Consider the following 17,933-nt stretch of genomic DNA (forward strand, 5'->3'; position numbering starts at 1 on the left):
TGTCATAAACTTTACTTTTGGCCCAATCAGATAAAAGAATAACAATAATTATGCAGATATTGAAAATAAATCTCCGCACAAAGCTGTTACTGCGTTAAAATGTCAGTCGATTTTACCCAATGAAGATTGTCTGTTGCAAGCCACTTCCCCTACAACATTAACTGAAGCTCTTAAACATCATTTTGGTTATCAGAGCTTTCGTGCTGGCCAAGAAGACATTATTAATTATGCACTTCAGGGACGTGACAGCTTAGTATTGATGCCCACCGGTGGTGGAAAATCAATGTGCTATCAGCTGCCAGCAACCTTAATGCCGGGTGTCACTATTGTTGTTTCACCCTTAATTGCATTAATGAAAGATCAAGTTGACGGCCTAGTTAACCAAGGAATATCAGCAGCTTATGTCAATTCATCACTCGACACTGAGACCATTAACGATATATTTCGACGTCTAGGTCAAGGTGAAATAAAGCTACTTTATGTTGCTCCTGAACGGCTGAAAAATTATTATTTTATTCAAGGTTTATCGCAACTCAACATCAGTTTATTTGCGATTGATGAAGCTCATTGTATATCGCAATGGGGGCATGATTTTCGCCCCGCGTACACACAATTGCATCTGCTAAAGCAAAATTTTCCGTATGTCCCTGTGATGGCGTTAACCGCAACAGCGGATGTGACAACACGCCGAGATATTTTACAACAATTGGCTTTGCATGAACCCTACATTCACCTTGATAGTTTTGACCGACCTAATATTCGTTTTACCTTGGCAGATAAATATCAAGGTGAGCAACAAGTCATGGGTTATATCAACAAGCGTAAAGACGAATGTGGCATCATTTATTGTAATAGCCGTTGGCAAGTTGAAAAACTAGCAAAAAATTTAGCACAAATGGGCATTAATTGTGCGGCTTATCATGCCGGATTAGAGTCTGAAATTCGTAATATTATTCAAGATAAATTTGCCAAAGATGATATTCAGATAGTAATAGCAACAGTGGCTTTTGGGCTTGGCATTAATAAATCCAACGTCCGTTTTGTTATTCACTATGAGCCGCCAAAAACACTAGAGTCATACTATCAAGAAATAGGCCGTGCTGGGCGTGATGGCTTACCCGCAGAGGCGCTTTTTCTTTATGATGAAAAAGACGTTGAACGTATTAGCAAACGTATTGCCGAAGGTGAAAATGAACAACGCGTTAACGTTGAATTACAACGTTTTCAAGCCATGCGAGGTTTTATTGATGCGCAAACCTGTCGGCGTAGAGTCGTATTAAACTACTTTGCCGAGTTTACTGAAAAAAGTTGCGGTAACTGTGATATTTGTTTGGATCCACCGAGTCAATTTGACGCGACAAAAGCAGCGCAAATGGTGCTTTCTTGTGTCTATAGAATTGAAGGAAAGGGTGATGTTGAGCATGTTGTTGCAATTTTACGGGCTGAACTTAATGATAAAATCATTACCTTGGGTCATGACAAAGTATCAACTTTTGGTATTGGCAGCGACAAAACACCCAGCTATTGGTTTTCAATCGTCCGGCAATTGATTCATTTAGGCTATTTACAACAAGATATCGCTGCTCAGTCGAACTTATGTCTCACACAAGCGTCTGGTGCGGTTTTAAAAGGACAACAGCCGCTGTTGTTGGCCACTCCTCGTTTACAAAAAGCGAGCTATTGGCAAGGCAATAAACGCGATAAAGTCTACGATAGAGCGTTATTTGCTAAGCTAAGATTATTGCGTAAAGAAATAGCTAGTCTTGAAGACATAGCGCCATTTATTGTCTTTAACGATGCCACATTAGCGGAATTGGCCAGAGTAAAACCTTTAACTTCAAGGCAGATGCTTAATGTCAGTGGTATTGGTGACACTAAACTTGCACGCTATGGTGAACCGTTTCTCTCTTTGATTAAACAGCACAAAAACTAAAGCCTAAGCGGGAACAAGTAAACAAAAAAAGCGCCTAATAGCGCTTTTTTAACCTAAAAAATTAAGGTTATTTAAGACTTGAGTAGTATGCTGAAATGTTAGCAATATCGTCGTCAGATAATCCCATCGCCATTGGGCCCATTACTGCGTTTTTACGTTGGCCTGATCTAAAGTTTTTCAATTGCTGAGCTAGATAAGCTTCTTTTTGGCCAGCAAGGTTCGGATACATTGGGATAGCGGAAATACCCGCAGCACCATGACAAGCTGAACACATGGCAGTTTTTGCTTTGCCGGCAGCTGCGTCACCAGCGAATGCAGGTGAAGCCATCATAACAGTAGCAGCAATAGCTAAAGTAAATTTTTTCATAAATATTATCTCTCTTTGGTCAATAATTTTTAAAGGATCCTCAATTGATTATATGTAAAAAGTATACTGTTGTCGTGGCTTTTTTTGCGATCGTATCAGGATGAAAATTTATCTAATATTTTGTGGCGCTAATACAAGTTTTAAGCAACTGATTACGATTAACTTAACTGAACTTAAACTAAGAAGAAAATGGTATGCAGATAAAAAATAATATAGAAATCATCAATGTTGAGGAAATAAATCCAAGCACATTACACCTTAGTTTTAATCTTGAATGGACCATGGATGATAAGACAGCAGTTATTGATCATATTTTACTAAGTGTATCAGCAAAAGTGTTAGAGGTTTTACAAGGTGCAGACCTGTATTGTTTAAGAATAAAGTATAGTGACTATGAGTTTTTACTAAACTTTGAAGAGTACAGTCATGCATGTTGGATCGAGTGTATTACAGCGCAAGACCACACTGGACTGCAGGAAATTAAGCTGCTGTTGTCATCAGGATCTTAGTAGACTTTCAGTTGATATTATTTAATCACAGTATGATATTAATTTAAGAATATAGGGTTGAAAAGTAATGGAAAAAATCCTCATCAGTAGCTGCTTTTTAGGCAATAAAGTCAGATATGATGGTGGTGATAATTTATTAACTCATACCACGCTAATACGTTGGAAAGAAGATCGGCGCTTGGTGGTTATTTGTCCGGAGTTAGCTGGCGGATTAACAACACCAAGAGCGCCAGCAGAAATTCAAATGATTGGCGAAAAAATAATCGTGAAAACTATTATGGGTCATGATGTCAGCCATGCTTTTGAACAAGGCGCTAATCAGGCGCTATTGCTCTGCCAAAAACATAATATTCGTTATGCACTATTAAAAGAATCTAGCCCATCATGTGGCAGTTCCAGTATTTACAATGGCCAATTCAATCAACAGAAGATACCAGGGCAAGGTATCACCACCACTATCTTAAGAGCAAACGGCATAAAAGTATTTTCAGAGAAAAACCTCGCCGAACTCATTAGCAAGTTAACACTGAGTTAACTATTGGCGATACTAATGAAATTAGTTTGGCGATTAGCATGATGTTTAATCAGTGTACGAGTCTGGCCGATGATATTATAAGCACTTGTGGCGACATTATAATCACTGCCCCCCATGCTGAGAGTTATTTGTGGCAAACGAGTACCTGATTTACTACTAATAAATCTTAACTTTTCTATACTTTGTCGAATTTTTCAGCAATTTCGCCAGCCATGCTGCGTTCAACACCTGGCAGTAGAATCAAAAACTCATCCCAGCCGATCTTATCGGAAAGCCAACTTCATCGACGTAACGGCTAATTTTATTCGCTATTTTTGTCAGTAACACGTCACTGATCAGTGGCCCCAAACTTTCATTCATCTGATAGAAGTGATCGATATTAATCACTATCGCCACAACCTGCTGATCTGGATCAGCAGAGAACCAAAGTTCTAAATGCTTCACCATAGCTTTACGATTATATAATTTAGTTAAAGGGTCTAAATAAATTTCTTTTTTTACGTCTGCTAATTCTGAGTGCAATACCTCAGTAAACTGTTTTGATACCAGTAATTGCTCAACAATTTTTCTTGTTCTAGTTTGAACTTTTGAGTTGTTTGGCAGATTTTTTTAATCGCAATAAATATTTCGTCTTTATCAGTCGAGTTTAAACGCGCCATATTTTCATCTAATTGAGTCACTAGTGGTTTTGTGCAAGAGAAAGACTGTTTACTATTGGCTTGTAAATCGATTAATACTTCATCAAGATCGTCAATTAACTCTCCTCGAAAGGCACTTTTCACTAAAAAATATTGGCTATATATCTGTTCTAAAAAGAAGTTATCAAGCTTTTTAACCACAGCTAATTGTTTTTCAATGGCAGTATTAAGTGCTTTTGAATGTTTGTTGAGGTAGCCGTAACTCACCGCGTAATTAATTGGCGTCGCTGCTATATGCCATAACTGTAATTGCTTGATGGCGGCGTGCATTTTTTTCGGCTGTGACTATAGAATCATGGTACTTCATTATTAAAACCTTTGACCTACGGCATTCACTAATAATAACTGGTAAGCTACTCTGTAATAATTTCAGTAAGAATACTACAATAAAAAGTATTAAAAACAACAATGAAGCTAATTATACTGGTTTATTGTTCACTTAACTCTCATGGTAATAAAACCCTAATATGGTCTTTGTTCTATCTTAGCCATCTATCGTGTTTTTTTAATATAATATTTTTTACACACATGTGCTTAATCAGCAACAATAATCTGTGTAACTCAGTCTTTATCAACTGACATAAACAGCTATTTTAAGATCTTGTCGCTAGCAGTGAAAGCTTGTGTATAAGCACAACGAGAAAATCATCATGTCAGAGAAAAATTTTCTTTATAAATACTTATCTTTTGTTATGGTATTTAGTTATTGAGTTTCCTGTGTAAATTAATCTTTGAGATCTTGTCATGAAAGTATTTTCAATCACCCTATTTTTAATTTTTTTTGTTATGGCATGTCAATCGCCAAAGCTTCAAGTGGGCTTAGTGAACCATAATCTTGCAGAGATCATTAAAGACTATCAGCTCTTTAATGATCTGCAAAGCCCATTTAATCAAGATATTGCTGGAAAAACCAACCGCCAATTACCTGATTTATCACCCGACACCCTTAAGCAGCAGCATCAAACGTTACGTGTTATTTATCAACGTTTAACGATGGTTACCGTTCAAGATCTGCAGCAAGATGAGATCATTAATCATGCGGTGTTGTCCTATACCGTGAAAAATCAATTGGATAGTTATACTAACAAAGAGCATTACATGCCGCTAACGGCGGAGTCAGGCTTTCATGTTTGGATCAGCCGTATAAAGAGCCAAGTAAGTTTTAAAACTGAACAAGATTATCGTGACTACCTCACTCGACTAGGCGCTTTAGCAAAATATTTTTCTCAGCAAATGTACTGGATGGATAAAGGCATTGAAGCGGGTATCACCCAGCCTAAAATAGTCTTACAAGGTTTTGAAGAATCGATTCAAGCTTTTATCAAAACAGATGCGACATTAAGCAGCTATTATCAGCCATTTTTAACGCTGCCAGCGTATTTCCCCCCAGCACTTAAATTGGAACTACAAGCACAAGCCGCCAACATTATTTTAACTAGTGTTATGCCAAGCTATCAAAAATACTATGATTATATGGTGAAACGTTACCAACCCAATGCAAGAGAAAATATTGCCGCTAGCTCTTTACCTAACGGCGAAAATTATTATCTAAATAGGTTACAGCATTACACTACTTTGCCGCTTTCAGTTGATGAGGTACATAACACAGGTTTAGCCGAGGTGAAGCGGATCAGAGGCGAGATGGACAATATTATTCAGCAATTAAACTTTACCGGCAGCTTTGCTGATTTTGTCCATTTTTTGCGTACCGATAAACAATTTTATGCCACAAGCCCAGAAGACTTGTTAAAAGAAGCTTCATTTATAGCGAAAAAAATGGATGCTCAATTACCTAAATTATTTAAAACCTTACCGCGCACACCTTACGGCGTTATTGAGGTGCCTGCTAACATTGCCCCTAAATACACCACGGGACGATACTCTGGACCATCACGAGATAATCAGGCCGGTAACTATTGGGTCAACACTTATCGGTTAGATCGTCGACCCTTATATGTTTTAGAGGCGTTAACCTTACATGAAGCGGTGCCAGGTCATCATTTACAAGGTTCCATTGCCCGAGAAATGCAAAATGTACCTAAATTTAGAAATAATACTTATATCTCAGCGTTTGGCGAAGGTTGGGGGCTTTATTCTGAGTATTTAGGCTTAGAAGTGGGCTTTTATAAAAGTCCTTATAGTAACTTTGGCCGATTAACTTATGAAATGTGGCGTGCTTGTCGACTGGTGGTTGATACGGGCATGCATGCGAAAGGTTGGAGTCGCGAGCGAGCGATGAACTATTTAGCTAATAATACGGCATTATCGCTGCACAACGTTCAAACTGAAATTGACCGCTATATCTCTTGGCCGGGACAAGCCTTGTCTTATAAAATGGGCGAATTAACCATTAAAAAACTTCGTAAAATGGCTGAGCAAGCCTTAGGCCAACACTTTGATTTGAGAGAGTTTCATGATCAAGTTTTGAAAAATGGCTCAATGCCATTATCAATGTTAGAAAACGTAATGATGGAGTATATTGCAAACAAAAAGGCTAAGCAGGAAGAGCCATCAAGCGTAAATTAAACCGCAACAAAGGATCACATAGCAGACACAGTTTCTAGAGATTATGATGACGAGGTGATAGCTTAAGCTAAGCTATGCTTGTATTTACAAGTGGCGGTTTCAGCACTTTTATTCGTCATTTTTTGTCTTGGATTTTTACTGGCTTTGTGCTTATTTTGAGCTTTATAACGTCAAGTGCGATTATAGCTAAGGTACTTTATTTATTATTCAGACAAGCTACGTGGATTTTTATATGCGCCAATATTATGCCTATTTCATTAAGTGATTAGCCAAGCAAATAAAGCGACAGGCCGAGTATAAAATTGCTACAAAACTAGTCTTGCATTGGAACTATTACATGGTATAAATTTTATACCTCAAAAGATAAACAGTCTCTCCCCCAGAATAGGAAACCAACGTTCAATGAAACGAATGCTGTTGGGTATTTTAATAAATTTTTGCCTTTTGCTTACGGCTCAAGCGAACTCAATAAGCAGCGATAAAAACTATCGTCAATTGCTTGATGCTTATTATCTTCAAGATAAAGAGTTACTGATGTCTCAAGCTGTTGTTGACGTTGCGCAAGCCGTAGTAAACAATCCTAATAAATACAGTCGTCATCGGCTTGCCAAGGCATTTTCCTTGTTGTCAGATGTTGCCTTTAATCGTGGTAACTTGTCAGTGGCATTGCAATTTGCCCAAGATGGTAGGGCAATAGAGCAGGCTGATGTCGATTTACATTTAGACTTATTATTGAAAATTTCCCGCGGTTATTATGCTCAAGGTCAATATATTCAGTTAAGAGAAACCTCACAAACAGCGGTATGGTTGTCTGATCAAGCCAATAATATGAATTATCATTTGCAGGCACTGGCTTATTCAGTGGTGGCTTATGCTTTAAATGATGACTACGCTTTGGCCGTAAAAGAGTTAACTAAAGTTGAAAGTCTACTGAGCCAAAACCAGCAAAGTGTTGACCAGATCACTCTCTTAGAAATTATTGCTGAAGCGCATTTTTATTTATCAGAATACGACAACGCGGTAGAGTTGCTTAATCACGTATTACAATTACGTACAGATATGTCAAGAACAGCGGGTATTGCCCACAGCTATCATTTAGTCGCGAATGCCTATTACCAATTACAGCAATATGATGACGCTTATAACGCTTTTTGGCAGTCGCTACAATTTGCCAAGCAGTATAAATTGCCTATTCGCGTCGCCTATGCAGAACTTGGTTTAGGACAAGTCTTATATCAACAGCAGCAGTTTACGTTGTCAAAAGTACGCTTGCTTAATGCCCACGCAGTTTTTAATCAGCATAACTTAGTACGGTTTAAGTTATCTGCGAAAATTGCTTTAGTAAGGGTGCTCTACGCTGTAGATAAGCCTACAGAAGCTGATACTATGCTGCTCTCTGCCCAGTCTTTAGCCGAAAATGTCGTGCTGTCGCCACAACAAATAGTTTTGTTTTTATTGCTCACAGACTACTACAGCAAACAAAAGCTATTTGAGCAGGCAATCGAGGCACAAAAGCATTATCTCACCCTGTATCAAGCATTGTATTCCAATGTCAGTGTAAAAAATTCATTAGCGGCTATCACTACATCGGCCAGTCATAAAGCCAAAAAATTGGCCTTGAATTTAGCGGAACAAAGCCAACTGAGTTTAGCGTTTAGTGAGAAGTATAATCGCCAACAATTGTGGATTATATTACTTGCTAGCATGCTAAGTTGTAGCTTACTTTTTATCATTTATTGCTTTTTTCAAGCGCATCATAAACGCCTTAATCATCACTACGATGAAATAGAGTTGCCCCAAAACCATTTAACACAAGCGGTGCAAACTAAACGTTGGTATCAACAGCAATATAAAATGGCAAGAAAGTATCAATATAATATTTCAGTCGCCTATTTAAAGGTTGAAAACTGGCAAGAGCTCAATTTTCGTTTTAACCATAAAGTGTTAGCTGATGTTAGCCAAGTACTGGCCACCATTATTAGCGAAAATCTTGATGCCGAAGACTATGCGGGTGTTATTAGTGATGGGGAGTACTTGTTTTTGTGTCCACATCAAACGCCAGAGCAAGTACTGATTAAATTTACCCGCATAAAGCAGGCAATAAAAACCCGGTTTTTTGCTAACTTAGGCAATTATTCTGTCAACGTTATTTTTTCGATTGCAGCACCTAGTATTCAGGATATTGATCCCTATGTTTTTCTTTCTCGATTGAGTGAGTGTTCTGATATTAAGGAATAGCTGAGTAGGAATCATACTTTCTAGCGATGGAAGTTAATTTAATAAATGGTATGAGCAGATCATTACACATTTATTTTTAATCACCACAAAAAAGCTACTCTTAGGAGCTATTATTTGGATAACTGTTTGAACTAAGCTCTAATGACAATACTGGGCAAGGCCCTAACTTCGCCATCATCAGAAATCGTTGCGGCATTATCATCACATAACAAAATAGCGATATTGCCAGATTTACTATGACGAATAAAAGATAGGTCATATCCAAGTTGTGCCAGCGAAAATTTATCCCACAAGTTTGATTTTCGTGGCGTATATTGACGTCTTTATAGTAATAATTCTCGTTCAAAAACTGTGTGTACAACAGCCTACTTTTTACATTGTTACGATACATTTCACAATATAATATTATAAATATCATGTATCTAGTGATAACAACATAGCCTAGATCTTATCAATATTAATAGTTAAGTTGTTACTACTTGCTAACCATTTTATTCATGGGCTGAGATGATTTATTACTTATATTGTTTCAAAAGATTTAGTACGTTATGTTTAAAGCTATAGCAGGTTATAATGTTCTTAATTGGTCACAATTAATTAGAGTTATATTTTTATGAGTCAGGTATTGAAAGATCTTTCTGCGTTGTTAAAACTAGAAGTAATAGAGCAAGGTATTTATCGTGGTGAAAGCCAAGATTTAGGCTTTAAAGCCTTATTTGGTGGCCAAGTGATGGGGCAAGCATTGTCAGCAGCACAAGAGACTGTGGCAGTAACTCATAATGTGCACTCATTCCATTCCTATTTTTTAAGACCGGGCGATGCCACTAAACCTGTAGTTTACCAAGTAGAAAATATTCGTGATGGCCGCAGCTTTAATACTCGACGTGTCAACGCTATTCAAAATGGTCAGGCTATTTTTTACATGACCGCTTCATTTCAACAGCATGAGCAGGGTTTTGACCACCAAGATGTTATGCCATTGGTGCCTGGTCCTGAAGAGTTAAATTCATATACAGATTTTATTTTCGACCATCAAGCGTCTATTCCAGAAGAAATTCGTGGTAAATTTTTATCTGAAAAACCGATCGAAACAAGACCCGTGGAGCAGTATAACTGGCTAAAACCAGAAAGAACTGACGCTAAGTGTCATATGTGGATAAAGTCTAATGGTAACTTACCTGATGATCTTCGTATCCATACCTATTTATTAGCTTATTCTTCGGACTTTTCTTTTTTGCCAACGGCTTTATTTCCACATGGAGTAAGCTACTGGCAGCCAAATTTTCAACTGGCCACAATAGATCACTCCATGTGGTTTCATCGCCCATTTCGTATAGATGAATGGCTACTTTACTGTATTGATAGCCCGTCAGCGAGCAGTGGCCGTGGCCTAGTAAGAGGACAAATATTTAACCGTGCAGGTTTATTAGTTGCCTCTACTATGCAAGAAGGCGTTATGCGTCAGCGTTAGCCTTGGCATTTTGCCAGTCGTAGCCACTGGGGTGTTGAAACACTCTTAAATGAAAAAGTGGTGCGGCAGCATATAGATGGTCGAATATATCGGCTTGTATCGCTTCATAGTTAACCCAATCTTGGTCACTACTGAAAAAGTATAACTCCAGCGGCAAGCCAACCTCTGTTGCTTGTAGTTGCCTGACCATACAGGTCATCTCATGATGAACCTTTTGATGTTGCTTTAAATAGGCGTTGATATAGGCTCTAAAGGTGCCAATATTGGTTAACTGTCGAGTGTTTATTATGGCTGCAGTATTGGCATTACCTGTGACTTCTTGCGTTGCTTGTTGGCAAATTTCAGTTTGCTTGTCAGTAAGGTAGCCCGCAATTAGTTGTACTGACTTTAACGTTTCAAGCTGTTCTGAGTTATAAAATTTAATACTGCTAAGATCAATAACGATAGCGCGTTTAATTCTTCTACCACCTGAATTTAGCATACCGCGCCAGTTTTTAAATGAGTCGCTAGTTAACGCATAAGTAGGCACTGTTGTTACGGTATTATCAAAGTTCTTCACTTTTACTGTGTTTAACCCTATCTCAATAACATCGCCATCAGCGCCATATTTGGGTAACTCAATCCAATCGCCCGGGGCAACCATTTTGTTAGCCGAAATTTGAATACTCGCCACTAAACCTTTAATCGTATCTTGAAATACTAAAATTAACACCGCAGTTAAGGCACCTAGACCACTGAGTAAGTAGAGTGGTGAACGGTCTAATAGTAGCGAAGTTGCCAGTATTGTTGCCACTAAATACACCACAAGTTTAATCACTTGCAAGGTTGAATTTAATGGTAAGTAGCGTTCGCTAGCTTTTTGTTGATAAAGACTATTGATCACATTGAGTAATGCACTAATGCTGCGCGCAACCTGAAAGCAAATGCCGACTTTTGCAAATACCATGAGAAAAACAGCAAGCAAAGACTCTGCCTCTAAAAAAAATGGCGTAAGTAATAACAATAAGACAAAAGGCACCAGCAGGGAGATACGTGAAAATACTTGATGATCAAATAAGTGGTCATCCCAAGTATTTTTTGATGTGCTAATTAATTTATGAATAAGCACAAGCACATAGTTTTTCGCAATATAAAAACTAATACTACAGAATAATAAAATTAACAAACAACCAATAACAAGGCTACCTAAGGTTATGTATGGCGCATGAACACCTTGTTCAGTTAACCATGAGGTGATTATTACCTGCATTACATATCCTTCTTAGCTTGTGCTTCAAGTTGAAGAATTTTTTTGTCTTTATCAAGCCAAAGTTGGTTAACCCACTGCTGAAATTTAATTTTATAAGCCCGATCATTAACATAATCCCCCTTAAGTGACTCATCGATATCTTGAGTTTCAATGGCGATATTTACCTGTTTAATTTTTCCTGACAAAAAGTCAAAAAATTTAGGTGTGCCATCAGGATAGTAAATAGTGACGTTAACCACTTTACTCAGATTACCCTTCATTGCTTGAAGGACAAAACCAATGCCGCCAGCTTTTGGTTTTAATAGTCGTTGAAAAGGCGAGTTCTGTTGCTGATGTTTTTCTGCTGTAAAGCGCGTACCTTCTATAAAATTCATCACACTAACCGGTTTGTATTTAAATTTTTCACAAGCCTTTTTTGTTGTGTCGATATCCTTACCTATGAGGTGAGGGTTTCTTTTTAAAAAATGTTGGCTATAACGTTTCATAAAAGGAAAATCGAGCGCCCACCAAGCCAAGCCAAGCAAAGGGACATAAATTAACTCTTTCTTTAAAAAAAACTTTAAGAAGGGTATTTTACCGTGTAACACTCGTTGTAATACTAGGATATCAATCCAGCTCTGATGGTTACTAATCACCAGGTACCAGTCTTTCATTTTTAACTTTTCTAAACCCGTGACCTTTATTTTTGTTTTGGTGAATACTTTTTGAATAAAGGTATTGCAGAGCACCCAATTGCTCGCCAACTGATCCAGTAAATAACTAAAGAATTTTTGCCATTGACTCAACGGCACTAGTGCCTTTAGTAGCGAGCATATAAGTATGGGTATAAGCCAAAGAATAGTGTTGGCAATATAAAAAATAACAGAGATACAGCCAATAACTGGGCCAGGTAAAAAATGTAACATATAAAAAACCAAAACTTTCAAGATGATAATTACTGCTTATAATCTTAATGGGTTTTAGTCTTATTTTCAGTAAAAATCGTTAAAAACTTGTCTGATGGGCAATGAAAAACTTAGGCTGACTTTATTTGTAGTACCGCTTAAATGGTAATGAAAGCTAAAAAAATGCTATTTGTCATTAGTTCTGCAAAGTAAGGCTGACGCTAATTTCAATAGACATTGGGGTTAGCATAGAACAAACGAGTTGGCTAAAAACGCATCATAAATTTATTACTACGGGTTTTTGCCGAGTAAATTATGATTTTAACATAGCAAAATAATGGTTTAAGCGAGCTAATGCTATAAAGCACAAGAAAACAGCAGATATAGATATAAATGAATTGCATAACAACTACTTTTCAAGGCAAGCTAAGCAAATAAAAAATAGAGGGATTATCATGAAGTTTAAACGTGTGGTGATAAAAGTTGGCAGTGCTTTGGTGGCTCCAGATGCCAGTGGCTGTAGCGGTAAGTATATCCTTGGTATTGCTCGCTTTATTACCCAATGCCAGCAAGCAGGTAAAGAAGTTATTTTGGTTTCATCTGGCAGTGTTGCCGCGGGCAGAAATTTGATTGTGCACGGCTCTTCCAACCCCTCAATTCCTACTAAACAGGCAATGGCTGCTGTTGGACAAATGAAAATGATGGCGAATTGGCAACGTTTTTTTGATGTGCCATGCAGTCAGCTCTTGATAACTCATGGCGATTTAAAAGATCGCCATCGTTATATTAATATAAAAAATACTTTAAGAGTATTACTAGCCAATGGCGTTATTCCTATTGTTAACGAAAATGATACTGTAGCCACAGAAGAACTAAAAGTGGGTGATAATGATAACTTAGCGGCATTAGTTGCCTTGGTCAGTGAAGCGGACAGTTTATTTATTTTAAGTGATGTTGATGGCGTTTTCGAAGCAGATCCCCGCTTAAATCCACAAGCCAAATTAATTCCTGTTATCGCCAAAATCGATCAGACAGTTTATGCCATGGCTGGCGCCACCAACAATCCTTTGGCTACTGGCGGCATGAAAACAAAAATTCAAGCGGCAGAAAAAGCGGTAGAAAATGGTATTGACACTTATATCTTAAACGGCAGTCGTGGCGAAGTATTTGAACAAATCTTACGTGGTGACAACCCAGGTACGCACTTTATCGCTCAGCAAGGGGCAACACGGGCCCGTAAACATTGGTTGAAGCACACCTTAAAAAGTAATGGCAAGGTGTTATTAGACCCTGGCGCTGTTAGTGCGTTAACCAAGCAAGGAGCGTCTTTGTTACCATCAGGGCTAGCTGAGGTTAGCGGCGATTTTCAAGCCGGCGACTGTATTGATATACATGATGCTAAAAATGGCCAACAGATCGCCAAAGGTATCAGCCAATATAATGCTCGAGATTTACAGCGAATTAAAGGTAGCCAAAGTGAAAAAATTGCCGTTCTGCTTGGTTGTTGTCCAAGTAAGGTAGTTATTCACCGTGACGATATGGTGCTGTTAAGCTCAGAACAATAGGATATTTTAGGTGAGATAAAAATAAGGGTCAAAAGACCCTTATTTAATAGCTATTTTAACGGCTAATGCATATTACTCAGCAATATACGAACAGCAATAGTCGGTTAATTCACTTACTTTAACATCAAAGGATGCATTGGCAGGCACATTAAAGGCTTGATTGGCGCTAATAGTTTGCCAAGTGTTACTGCCTGGCAATAGTACACTAAGCGTACCTTGTTGAATTTCCATTAATTCTTTTTCTGCGGTCGCAAAAGTATATTCACCGGGCATCATAATACCTAAGGTTTTAATCGAGCCATCAGCAAAAGTCACTTTTCTGCTCGTCACTTGGCCATCAAAATAAATACTGGCCACTGATGAAATACTGACGTTATTGAATTGTGTCATTAATCTTCCCTTTTATTCTTACTAAAACAGCACGTTCGCGCTGGATAAAAAAAACGGTATTGCCAAATGTGCCAACACCGCTGGTAATAAACACCTTAACTATTCGCTTCAACTATGCTTTTCATATCAGTCATGTAGCCGCGTAATTCTTTACCAATAGCTTCTACACCATGGCTACGAATAGCTTCATTAACTTCGATTAGACGCGCGTTATCAACACCATTAGAGCTGGATTTTAAGCCTTCACCCAATTCTTCTAAGGTTAATTTACTCGCAAAGCCTTCCAATAAAGGTACAGCAGCGTGCGAGAATAGGTAGTTACCGTACTCTGCTGTATCAGAAATAACCACGTTCATTTCGTATAACATGTTGCGGGCGATAGTGTTGGCAATTAACGGCGTTTCATGTAGCGACTCGTAGTATGCAGAAGCATTGATAATACCTGAGTCAACCATAGCATCAAAGGCTAATTCAACACCCGCTTTTACCATAGCGACCACAAAAATACCTTTGTCGTAATATTCTTGCTCAGAAATTTCAGTATCACATGTTGGTGCTTTTTCGAAAGACGTTTCAGCAGTCTCTTCACGCCATTTTAATAAGTTAGCATCACCGTTGTCCCAGTCTGTCATCATACCGGCAGAAAAACGACCTTCGATGATGTCATCCATATGCTTTTGAAATAAAGGACGTAAAATCTCTTTTAATTCTAACGACATATCAAAGGCTTTAATTTTAGCTGGGTTAGATAGACGGTCCATCATGTTAGTAATGCCGCCATATTTTAAGCCTTCAGTAACCCCTTCGATGCCGTATTGTAATAATTTACGTGCATAACCTGCCTCAACACCTTGCGACAATAATTGCTTGTGACCCAAGATGGCGGCTGTTTGTAACATGCCACAAAGGATAGTTTGTTCGCCCATCAGATCTGATTTAACTTCTGCGATGAATGAAGAGGCTAAAACACCGGCGCGATCGCCACCTGTTGCTGAAGCATAGGCTTTTGCAATAGCCCAACCATTGCCTTGAGGATCGTTCTCAGGATGAACAGCGATAAGTGTTGGCACACCAAAACCACGTTTGTATTCTTCGCGCACTTCAGTACCCGGACATTTAGGGGCAACCATCACCACAGTAATATCAGAGCGAATCTGCATGCCTTCTTCAACAATGTTGAAACCATGAGAGTAAGCTAAAGAAGCACCTTCTTTCATCAGTGGCATAACGGCACTAACCGCTGATGTATGTTGCTTATCTGGCGTAAGATTTAACACTAAATCGGCTTGTGGAATTAATTCTTGATAGGTTCCTACCGTAAAACCATTGTCGCTTGCCCACTGATAAGATTGACGTTTCTCTGCAATGGCAGCATCACGTAAGGCATAAGAGATGTTTAAACCTGAGTCGCGCATATTCAGGCCTTGGTTAAGGCCTTGAGCGCCACAACCAACAATAACAATATTCCAATCTTTAATGAAATTACAACCATCACTAAACTCTTCACGATTCATGAAGCGACATTTGCCTAACTGTGCTAGTTTTTCGCGTAAACTCAATGTATTGAAATAGTTAGCCATTTTGCTCTCCTGTACTTGGTTATTGACCAAGAAAATTAGTTAAGTGGTCAATTTGTTGACCTTAGCGCTATCATAGCGAAAATATATCGTTGCTTAAAATGATATATTTGCATTGCAGTGTTGCAACATTTGCAATAGAGTTTCTCAGTACTATTTACCTTTAAGGATTTTTGTGGAATTAAAGTCATTACCGATGTTTGTTGATTTAGCAAGATCATTACATTTTGGTAAAACCGCTGAACTTCATCACGTCAGCCCTTCAACATTAAGCCGAGTAGTCCAGCGCTTAGAACTAGAACTAGGCAGTGCATTATTACACCGAGATAACCGCACTGTGGTGTTAAGTGAGGCAGGGAAGCAGTTTTTACAATTTGCTGAGCAACAACTTGAGCAGTGGCAGTTACTACAGCTTTCACTGAATCAAAAACAAGCAGAATTACAAGGCAAGTTGCATATTTATTGTTCTGTAACCGCAGCTTATAGTCACTTACCGCCATTACTTGAACGTTTTCGACAACAGCACCCGTTGGTTGAAATCATGTTAACAACGGGTGACGCCGCAGACGCATTAGAGCAGGTTGAAAAGCAAGCGGTTGATTTTGCCATTGCCGCTAAACCTGAGCAGCTGTCACGCATTTTTACTTTTCACCATCTGGCAAAAATACCCTTATCTGTAATTGCGCCCACGATGGTGTGTCAAGTTCAGCAGCAAATTCAGCAAGACTTTGTTTGGTCTGACATACCAATTATTTTGCCAGAGCATGGCCCCGCACGAAAACGTTTTGAATATTGGTTTCGTAAGAAACAACAAGGTAAAGCCTATATTTACGCCACGGTTTCGGGTCATGAAGCCTTGGTCAGTATGGTGGCTTTAGGTTGTGGTGTCGGTATTGTGCCAAGAGTGGTCGTAGAAAATAGCCCGGTTAAAGACCGAGTGCAATATTTAGCCGATGTCGGTGAAATTGAGCCCTTTGACCTGGGTATTTGCTGTTTAAACCAGAGCAAGGAAAAGCCACTGATTCAGGCATTTTTTGAGGCGATAAAGTAAAATCATCACATAAAAGTAAACTCAGTGATTGTATTATTACTTTTGATCTCGTGAGACAAATTTTATAAGGAAATAATAACAATGTTCAAGTTGAGATATTTATGCCTAAGATTTTTATGCTTAAGTTTTTTATGTTTTTTTTCACTTCTGTCTTTCTCTGGGGTCACCGAATGGATCGATTTTAAGTTAGTTGATGGCCATGTCAAAATTCCAGTAATCGTATCCGGTATTGACGGTTACGCCATACTTGACACCGGAGCACAAGTTAATAGTATTAATAGTGCCTTTATGCAAAAAAATGGCCTTGAATTTAGCACAGGAAGAAAAGTTAAGGTCCAGGGCGTTTATGACACTAAAACCAGAAAAACTTATAATAACGTGCCGGTTAATTTACTGGGCGCTGGTTTTTTCAGCAAGTTTGTTGTGCAACTTGATTACCCCAAGAAAAAAATACGGCTAATTAACCATGACGCAATTAACCTGCAAAAACTCGCCAATGTTAAAATGCAATTTGACAAATATTCACGACAACCTATTGTCAATGTGCGACTTAATAATGAGAATACTGTCTGGTTAGTACTAGATACCGGTAATTCTGGAGGGCTAATGTTGAAAAGAACAACAGTCCAGCATTTTGATTGGTTGAGTAAATTTGAGATAAAAGATGGTATCTCTAATGGCGTCAATGCTTCAGGTATTCATCAAGTATTTCGCCTGCCAGTCATCAAAATTGGCCCCTATGAATTAGAAAATGTACTCACTAATGTGCCTGGTAAAAACCAATCAGCTAACCTTTCCTCTCAAGGTCGTCAGCTTGGCAGTCGTATGAAGGGGAAAAATATTAAAGGCTTACTTGGTTATGATGTGCTTAAACATTTCATTGTTACCCTTGATTACCAAGGAGGCCATATGCACATCGTTGCACCTTAAAGATTAAAAG

17 protein-coding genes are annotated in these 17,933 nt (G+C 38.4%); 9 read left to right on the top strand and 8 right to left on the bottom strand.

The window, feature by feature from the left end; all coding sequences use genetic code 11:
• Window positions 1-130: 130 nt before the first annotated feature.
• Window positions 131-1,933 carry a DNA helicase RecQ gene (gene recQ / locus H4J46_RS13085; protein WP_404851798.1) on the top strand — a complete coding sequence of 601 codons (1,803 nt, stop codon included), beginning with the start codon at window positions 131-133 and terminating at the stop codon, window positions 1,931-1,933.
• Window positions 1,934-2,000: 67 nt separating this feature from the next.
• Here recQ and H4J46_RS13090 read toward each other — a convergent pair whose 3' ends face one another.
• Window positions 2,001-2,300, bottom strand: coding sequence for a cytochrome c (locus H4J46_RS13090; protein WP_146877908.1), 300 nt, complete (start codon window positions 2,298-2,300; stop codon window positions 2,001-2,003).
• A 194-nt stretch (window positions 2,301-2,494) separates the two neighbouring features.
• Here H4J46_RS13090 and H4J46_RS13095 point away from each other — a divergent pair, with 194 nt between their 5' ends.
• Both H4J46_RS13095 and H4J46_RS13100 read left to right on the top strand, forming a co-directional pair.
• On the top strand, window positions 2,495-2,809 hold the full coding sequence (locus tag H4J46_RS13095; RefSeq protein ID WP_182233899.1) for a DUF3630 family protein: 315 nt from the start codon (window positions 2,495-2,497) through the stop codon (window positions 2,807-2,809).
• 67 nt (window positions 2,810-2,876) lie between these two features.
• Window positions 2,877-3,344, top strand: coding sequence for a DUF523 domain-containing protein (locus tag H4J46_RS13100; RefSeq protein WP_182233900.1), 468 nt, complete (start codon window positions 2,877-2,879; stop codon window positions 3,342-3,344).
• A 240-nt stretch (window positions 3,345-3,584) separates the two neighbouring features.
• Here the strand turns inward: H4J46_RS13100 and H4J46_RS13105 are convergent, their stop codons facing one another.
• On the bottom strand, window positions 3,585-3,866 hold the full coding sequence (locus H4J46_RS13105) for a diguanylate cyclase domain-containing protein (RefSeq protein ID WP_182233901.1): 282 nt from the start codon (window positions 3,864-3,866) through the stop codon (window positions 3,585-3,587).
• Window positions 3,851-4,312, bottom strand: coding sequence for a hypothetical protein (locus H4J46_RS13110; protein WP_182233902.1), 462 nt, complete (start codon window positions 4,310-4,312; stop codon window positions 3,851-3,853). The genes H4J46_RS13105 and H4J46_RS13110 overlap by 16 nt, the downstream gene beginning before the upstream one ends.
• A gap of 474 nt (window positions 4,313-4,786) precedes the next feature.
• On the opposite strand from H4J46_RS13110, the gene H4J46_RS13115 reads away from it, so the two are divergent.
• Both H4J46_RS13115 and H4J46_RS13120 read left to right on the top strand, forming a co-directional pair.
• The gene (locus H4J46_RS13115; protein WP_259365836.1) at window positions 4,787-6,568 is read left to right on the top strand and encodes a DUF885 family protein; all 1,782 of its coding nucleotides are present in this window, start codon (window positions 4,787-4,789) and stop codon (window positions 6,566-6,568) included.
• 402 nt (window positions 6,569-6,970) lie between these two features.
• On the top strand, window positions 6,971-8,806 hold the full coding sequence (locus H4J46_RS13120; RefSeq protein WP_182233903.1) for a tetratricopeptide repeat protein: 1,836 nt from the start codon (window positions 6,971-6,973) through the stop codon (window positions 8,804-8,806).
• Window positions 8,807-8,937: 131 nt separating this feature from the next.
• Here H4J46_RS13120 and H4J46_RS13125 read toward each other — a convergent pair whose 3' ends face one another.
• Complete coding sequence (locus tag H4J46_RS13125; protein WP_182233904.1) at window positions 8,938-9,099, bottom strand: hypothetical protein; 162 nt, start codon at window positions 9,097-9,099, stop codon at window positions 8,938-8,940.
• A gap of 320 nt (window positions 9,100-9,419) precedes the next feature.
• Here H4J46_RS13125 and tesB point away from each other — a divergent pair, with 320 nt between their 5' ends.
• A complete protein-coding gene (tesB, locus tag H4J46_RS13130; protein ID WP_182233905.1) occupies window positions 9,420-10,277 on the top strand; it encodes an acyl-CoA thioesterase II in 858 nt (285 codons plus the stop codon).
• Here tesB and H4J46_RS13135 read toward each other — a convergent pair.
• Both H4J46_RS13135 and H4J46_RS13140 read right to left on the bottom strand, forming a co-directional pair.
• The gene (locus H4J46_RS13135) at window positions 10,261-11,526 is read right to left on the bottom strand and encodes a mechanosensitive ion channel family protein (RefSeq protein ID WP_182233906.1); all 1,266 of its coding nucleotides are present in this window, start codon (window positions 11,524-11,526) and stop codon (window positions 10,261-10,263) included. The genes tesB and H4J46_RS13135 overlap by 17 nt on opposite strands.
• Window positions 11,526-12,431, bottom strand: coding sequence for an acyltransferase (locus H4J46_RS13140; RefSeq protein WP_182233907.1), 906 nt, complete (start codon window positions 12,429-12,431; stop codon window positions 11,526-11,528). Before H4J46_RS13140 ends, H4J46_RS13135 begins: the two co-directional genes overlap by 1 nt.
• 434 nt (window positions 12,432-12,865) lie before the next feature.
• Here H4J46_RS13140 and proB point away from each other — a divergent pair, with 434 nt between their 5' ends.
• Complete coding sequence (gene proB, locus H4J46_RS13145; RefSeq protein ID WP_182233908.1) at window positions 12,866-13,975, top strand: glutamate 5-kinase; 1,110 nt, start codon at window positions 12,866-12,868, stop codon at window positions 13,973-13,975.
• A gap of 72 nt (window positions 13,976-14,047) precedes the next feature.
• Here proB and H4J46_RS13150 read toward each other — a convergent pair whose 3' ends face one another.
• Together H4J46_RS13150 and ilvC are read right to left on the bottom strand one after the other, a co-directional pair.
• Window positions 14,048-14,365 carry a pyrimidine/purine nucleoside phosphorylase gene (locus H4J46_RS13150; protein ID WP_182233909.1) on the bottom strand — a complete coding sequence of 106 codons (318 nt, stop codon included), beginning with the start codon at window positions 14,363-14,365 and terminating at the stop codon, window positions 14,048-14,050.
• A gap of 95 nt (window positions 14,366-14,460) precedes the next feature.
• Complete coding sequence (ilvC, locus tag H4J46_RS13155; protein WP_182233910.1) at window positions 14,461-15,945, bottom strand: ketol-acid reductoisomerase; 1,485 nt, start codon at window positions 15,943-15,945, stop codon at window positions 14,461-14,463.
• A gap of 172 nt (window positions 15,946-16,117) precedes the next feature.
• On the opposite strand from ilvC, the gene ilvY reads away from it, so the two are divergent.
• Both ilvY and H4J46_RS13165 read left to right on the top strand, forming a co-directional pair.
• Complete coding sequence (gene ilvY / locus H4J46_RS13160) at window positions 16,118-16,993, top strand: HTH-type transcriptional activator IlvY (protein ID WP_182233911.1); 876 nt, start codon at window positions 16,118-16,120, stop codon at window positions 16,991-16,993.
• An 81-nt stretch (window positions 16,994-17,074) separates the two neighbouring features.
• The gene (locus H4J46_RS13165) at window positions 17,075-17,923 is read left to right on the top strand and encodes an aspartyl protease family protein (RefSeq protein ID WP_182233912.1); all 849 of its coding nucleotides are present in this window, start codon (window positions 17,075-17,077) and stop codon (window positions 17,921-17,923) included.
• Window positions 17,924-17,933 lie beyond the last annotated feature (10 nt).

Origin of the sequence: Colwellia sp. MB02u-6 (assembly GCF_014077095.1) — a bacterium.
Lineage (GTDB): Bacteria > Pseudomonadota > Gammaproteobacteria > Enterobacterales > Alteromonadaceae > Cognaticolwellia.

Coding starts and splice junctions, on each gene's coding strand:
- H4J46_RS13165 (WP_182233912.1), top strand. CDS start 17,075: ATGTTCAAGTTGAGATATTTATGCCTAAGATTTTTATGCTTAAGTTTT.
- tesB (WP_182233905.1), top strand. CDS start 9,420: ATGAGTCAGGTATTGAAAGATCTTTCTGCGTTGTTAAAACTAGAAGTA.
- H4J46_RS13120 (WP_182233903.1), top strand. CDS start 6,971: ATGAAACGAATGCTGTTGGGTATTTTAATAAATTTTTGCCTTTTGCTT.
- ilvC (WP_182233910.1), bottom strand. CDS start 15,945: ATGGCTAACTATTTCAATACATTGAGTTTACGCGAAAAACTAGCACAG.
- H4J46_RS13110 (WP_182233902.1), bottom strand. CDS start 4,312: ATGCACGCCGCCATCAAGCAATTACAGTTATGGCATATAGCAGCGACG.
- H4J46_RS13135 (WP_182233906.1), bottom strand. CDS start 11,526: ATGCAGGTAATAATCACCTCATGGTTAACTGAACAAGGTGTTCATGCG.
- proB (WP_182233908.1), top strand. CDS start 12,866: ATGAAGTTTAAACGTGTGGTGATAAAAGTTGGCAGTGCTTTGGTGGCT.
- H4J46_RS13115 (WP_259365836.1), top strand. CDS start 4,787: ATGAAAGTATTTTCAATCACCCTATTTTTAATTTTTTTTGTTATGGCA.
- H4J46_RS13150 (WP_182233909.1), bottom strand. CDS start 14,365: ATGACACAATTCAATAACGTCAGTATTTCATCAGTGGCCAGTATTTAT.
- H4J46_RS13090 (WP_146877908.1), bottom strand. CDS start 2,300: ATGAAAAAATTTACTTTAGCTATTGCTGCTACTGTTATGATGGCTTCA.
- H4J46_RS13100 (WP_182233900.1), top strand. CDS start 2,877: ATGGAAAAAATCCTCATCAGTAGCTGCTTTTTAGGCAATAAAGTCAGA.
- H4J46_RS13140 (WP_182233907.1), bottom strand. CDS start 12,431: ATGTTACATTTTTTACCTGGCCCAGTTATTGGCTGTATCTCTGTTATT.
- H4J46_RS13095 (WP_182233899.1), top strand. CDS start 2,495: ATGCAGATAAAAAATAATATAGAAATCATCAATGTTGAGGAAATAAAT.